Origin of the sequence: Streptomyces atratus (assembly GCF_040655115.1) — a bacterium.
GTDB lineage: Bacteria > Actinomycetota > Actinomycetes > Streptomycetales > Streptomycetaceae > Streptomyces > Streptomyces atratus_D.
This window is the reverse complement of sequence record NZ_JBFAJH010000119.1, coordinates 1-4,733: the sequence shown is the minus strand read 5'-3', so window position 1 is coordinate 4,733 and position 4,733 is coordinate 1. Positions and strand designations below refer to the sequence as shown.

3 protein-coding genes and 1 pseudogene are annotated in these 4,733 nt (G+C 67.0%); 2 read left to right on the top strand and 2 right to left on the bottom strand.

Annotated features, from left to right (window positions below):
* Window positions 1-130: 130 nt before the first annotated feature.
* Window positions 131-358, top strand: a complete 228-nt coding sequence (locus AB0I23_RS41170) for a helix-turn-helix domain-containing protein (RefSeq protein ID WP_359118364.1) — start codon at window positions 131-133, stop codon at window positions 356-358.
* A 632-nt stretch (window positions 359-990) separates the two neighbouring features.
* Here the strand turns inward: AB0I23_RS41170 and AB0I23_RS41165 are convergent.
* Complete coding sequence (locus AB0I23_RS41165) at window positions 991-1,635, bottom strand: TetR family transcriptional regulator (RefSeq protein ID WP_359118362.1); 645 nt, start codon at window positions 1,633-1,635, stop codon at window positions 991-993.
* A gap of 80 nt (window positions 1,636-1,715) precedes the next feature.
* On the opposite strand from AB0I23_RS41165, the gene AB0I23_RS41160 reads away from it, so the two are divergent.
* Window positions 1,716-2,654 (top strand): oxidoreductase, encoded by a 939-nt coding sequence (locus AB0I23_RS41160; RefSeq protein ID WP_359118360.1) that lies wholly within the window; start codon window positions 1,716-1,718, stop codon window positions 2,652-2,654.
* Between the two features lie 336 nt (window positions 2,655-2,990).
* Here AB0I23_RS41160 and AB0I23_RS41155 read toward each other — a convergent pair.
* A pseudogene (locus AB0I23_RS41155) lies at window positions 2,991-4,272 on the bottom strand (AI-2E family transporter).
* Between the last annotated feature and the right edge of the window lie 461 nt (window positions 4,273-4,733).

The following is a 4,733-nucleotide window of genomic DNA, read 5'->3' as shown; positions in this document are numbered from 1 at the left end:
TCTAGTCAATCCAGATCATCGCAGGCCAGGGGCACCCTTTTACTGTCAAGACGTCAGTTCACAGGCGGACAAACGCTATAGCTGAATACATGAGGTTGGGCCAGTTCGCCGTCCGAATCTGGCCCGCAACGTGACACTGGACGAGCTCAGCGCTGTCACGGGGGTGAGCAAGTACCGGCTCGTACGCGTGTGTACGGCGTGGTTCGGCCTGTCGCCGCACCAGTTGCACCTGCGTCTCCGGCTCGATCGGGCCGGGGAGTGGCTCCGGCGCCGCACGGGAGTCGCCGAGGTCGCATACGAGACGGGTTTCCACGATCAGCCCCATCTGACCCGCGTGTTCGCGCAGGCTACGGGGTGACCCCTGCCGTGTACCAGCCGACCTGTCGGGGTACGGCGTGGTCGGGCTGGGCCCCGCGCTGATCCGGGAAGGGGCAAGAACGTGCAAGACGCCGCGCGACCGCCGCACCTGGATTCCTCCTCGACGCCAACTACACATGAGTGTAAGGAGATTCGTGATGCCGACTTCGACAGGAGCATGTGATGCGGTATCGGCTGCTGGGCCGCACCGGGCTGAAGGCCTCCGAAGCGCTTCTGGGAACGATGACCTTCGGGAAGGACTGGGGATGGGGCGCGTCGGAGGAGGAATGCCGCGCGATGATCAGAACACGCCGCCCGTATTCTCACCCCCGCGGTCTCTGGCACCACTGGAATGAGGCCCGGTTCAGGTCCTCGCCGGCGAGCCGTTTCGTCGACGAACTGTGCGAGCTCGGGGACCGACACAATCCCGTCGACGACATACCCAGAACTATGGACTCGTCCGGACAGACACCACACCATCAGCGACGGAGCACGTTCATCCGTACGTCGCCGAGCACGTCGACGTGGACGCCGAAATGAAGTCTGGTCCGCGCACTCCGCAGTGCGGTCCTGCGCAGCCGTTGCCCCGGCCGGTACATCGGCAGACACCTTGAGGATGTCGAAGAAGCTGACTCAGGCACCGTGAGGCGTGTGCCCGGAAGAGGCTCGCCCCTCGACGGCGTCCAACGCCGGGGCGATTACGGCGAAGGCCCGGTCGGTCAGCTCGGCTGGGTCCTCGGCACCGTCGCTCCCGCTCCACCGTTGCAGCACGGCGCCGAAGGCGGTCAGCGCCATCCCGGCGGCCAACTGCGGGTACAGATCGGTGTCGGGGTCGAGTTCCAGGCGGCGTGCCAACTCCGTCGTCAGGTCGTCGCGCCACTGCGCCTGGCGCTCCAGAAAGCGTGCGTGCAGGGCGGGGGTACGCAGAATCAACTGCACCACTCGCAGCGCCTTCTCGGACGGGTCTCCGCAGGCAGCCATGGAGACCCAGACGGCGTGCTGCAGCGCCACGGAGGGCCGCTCTTCGGCAGGGCGGGCCGCCAACTCTGCGTGCATGCCGGTGCCCATGTCGGCCAGAAACTGGACGACCACGTCCTCCTTGGACGCGAAGTACCGGAAGAAGGTCCGCTTGGACACTCCAGCCGTGGCCACGATCTCGTCGATGGTGACCGCGTCGAACCCCTTCAGCGCCAGCAACTGCAGCGCCGCCTCAGTCAGCTCGTTCGAGACGAGCTGACGTTTGCGCTGGGCCAGGCTGGCTTCGGGGTGGGAACTCACCGGGCAATCGTAGCGCCATGCCGCGCATGACACTCAGGAGCGTCTTGACACCAAGTGCCACACACGGCAACGTATGCCATATGACACAGGAGCAGCGTTGGACTGTCGAGCAGATACCGGACCAGACCGAGCGGGTGTTCGTCGTCACCGGAGCCAACAGCGGCCTCGGTCTGGCAACCACCCGGGCGCTCGCCCGCCGGGGCGGGCAGGTGATCCTTGCGGTGCGCGACGAAGGAAGCGGTCACCGGGCGGTCGCAGAGATCACCGCCGAGCAGCCGGGCGCCGTCATCGAGGTGCGCCGCCTCGACCTGGCCGATCTCGACTCGGTCCGCACCTTCGCCGATCAGTTGCATACCGACCATTCGCGGCTGGACGTGCTCGTCAACAACGCCGGTGTGATGGCGCCGCCTCGATCGTTGAGCGCGCAGGGCCACGAGTTGCAGTTCGCCTGCAACCACCTGGGCCACTTCGCACTCACCGGATTGCTGCTCGACCTGCTGACCGTCGGGCGCGACCCCCGTGTGGTCACGGTGAGTTCGATCAACCACCGACAGGGGCGCATCCACTTCGATGACCTCGTCGGCGAGCGCAACTACTCACCCATGGCCTTCTACAACCAGTCGAAGTTCGCCAATACCGTCTTCGGATGGGAACTCCACCGACGGCTCACCGAGGTCGGCAGCCCGGTGCGCAGCTTGCTCGCCCACCCCGGCTACACGGCCACCAACCTGCAGATGAGTGCGCCGGTCGGCCTGTGGCGGGTGGTCTTGGGCCGCATCGGCAACCCGCTGTTCGCCCAGACCCCGGCCCACGGCGCACTGCCACAGCTGTACGCGGCGACCGACCCGCATGCGGAAAGCGGTCAATTCATCGGACCGACCGGCCTGGCCGAGCTGCGCGGTGGACCGACGCAGGTTCAGATGTCCCCCGCGGCGGCCGATGCCGGAACCGGCCGCCGTCTGTGGGAGTTGTCGGAACAACTGACCGACGTGCAGTTCGTGTTTCCGACCCCTGTCTGATCACGTTGGGGGCTCGCCCGGCCCGCACGAGATGCCGCGGCGCACGGGCGCAACTCGGGCCCGATGCGCCGGGGCCGGCCGGGCGGAGGGCGAATCGTGGCGCCCTGCCGCAGGGTGGCGTCTTTCGAACGTACGCGGGAGAGGCGTCCGCCCACCCGCCGGGTAACTGCGGCAGGCGGTCGAGGACGCCCCTCATCTCGTCGTCGACGACACGCCCGGTGACCGAGGTACGGGCGGTGACGGCGTCGGGCTCGACGCCGTCGACTTCCTGTACGAGGACGTTCCGCTCATCGAGGTGTTCGCTGAAGGCGCTGACGAAAATCCGGTCCCGGGTCGCTACATGCCGGAACGGTCCGGCCCTCGTTCGGTGCGGATGCCGGTCGCCGACCGTGTACGGGAGGCCTTCGCCCGCGTGGATCTCCGAGCCCGTTGCAGAGCCTGATGGACCGACCAGACGACGGACACCAGCGGCACTGTGACCACCGCTCCCAGCACTCCCGCCGCAAATGGCGCCACCGATCACCGAGAGTGCGACCACGACTGGATGCAGGCGGACGGCCCAGCTCATCACGATCGGGTGCAGCAGGTGCCCCTCGATCTGGCCGATGATGACGATCAGCGCGATGACGACGGCCGCTACGAGCGGTCCCTTTGACGCCAGAGCCACAACGGTGGCAACTCCAAGAGCGATGGGTGAACCGATCAGTGGTACGAAGGCGGCGAAGAACTCCAGCAGCGCCAGCGGAAGCGCCAGCGGCACTCCGAGTACGAAGAGGGCAAGGCCCACGAGTACGGAGTTGGTCACGGCCACCACGACGATGCCGTAGGTGTACCCGGTGAACGTCCGCCACGCAGCTCGGCCCGCGATCTCCACTCGCTCCCGCGCCGTCGCCGGAAGCTGTTCGCACAACCAGTCCCACTGACGGTCGCCCGAGTAGATGAAGAAGGCCGAGCAGAACAGCGCGAGAACGAACACGGTCATCACCTCCACCAGTCGGCCCACGCCACTGAGCGCCGTACTGATCAGGGTGGACCGATGACTGGACAGGTACTGTCCGACCCGGACCTGCAAGTCGCTCAGTGCCCCGGGGTTCAACCGGAACGGTGGTTCCTGCAGCCAGCGCTCGATCCTGGCGAGGCCGTCGCTGAACTGCCGCTCCAGCCCGGCACGTTCTCCGGCGACCGCCTCGCCGACAAGAGACAGCACGCCGAGAACCAGGCCGATACTGCCGAGGAGCGTCACTGCCACGGCAAGTGGCCGCGGCATCACACGAGCCAGGAGGTCAGCCGCCGGGAGCAACATCGCGGTGACGACCAGACCGAGGAAGACTGCTACCGCAACCTGGTGGAACCGTCCCAGTACGGAGAAGCCGGCGTACACGACGGCTCCCACGACAAGCGTCCGCCAGGCGTAGGCAGCGGCCGTCTGCAGCGCGGGGGGCACATGCGGTTCCTGCGTCGGGTCGGCTGGTGCGTGCTGCGCGCCCAGGCTCCGGGACTCAGGGCCACTTCTGCCGCGCAGCGCCTGGCGGGACGCTGCACGGATCGGGTACCTCCGCTGTCCGGGCCGGGAGCCGGGGTCCGGGTTGTCGGGCTGGAGATGCGATCGCCTGGGCATTCCTTGCTGGTACCAGAAGGCGCCGCTTCTTCCCCGCTTCAGCTGTTGCACACTCGCGAAGTCACCCAACAGGCGCAGTCGCCGGTTCCCCGCGGAGACCGCCGGCTGCTTGCCCGCAGACATGACTACTGGTCAAACAGTCCGCTGGTCGCGTCAGGCACGCGAGGCGAGAAGGCTTCTCAAGCCTTTACAGCCGGGGGAGTTCTGGCCTCAGGGCAACGAACGTGCGGGCCGCGTCCAAGGGAACGGCCGTGTCGAGGCCCGTCAGATACGGGAGGCGAAGGCGGTTCACGACGGTGTTGCGATGGCAGAGAGAAGGGACCAGGCGATCGAGGCGTATGTGACGACGGATCCGGGTCGGCGCGTCTCAGCTTGACTCTGTCGGGGATCTTGGAGTTTCGCTGTGCGGCGGCATGGTCAACAAGCATGCTCGTGTCGTTCCGATGACCGATGCAGCTGCC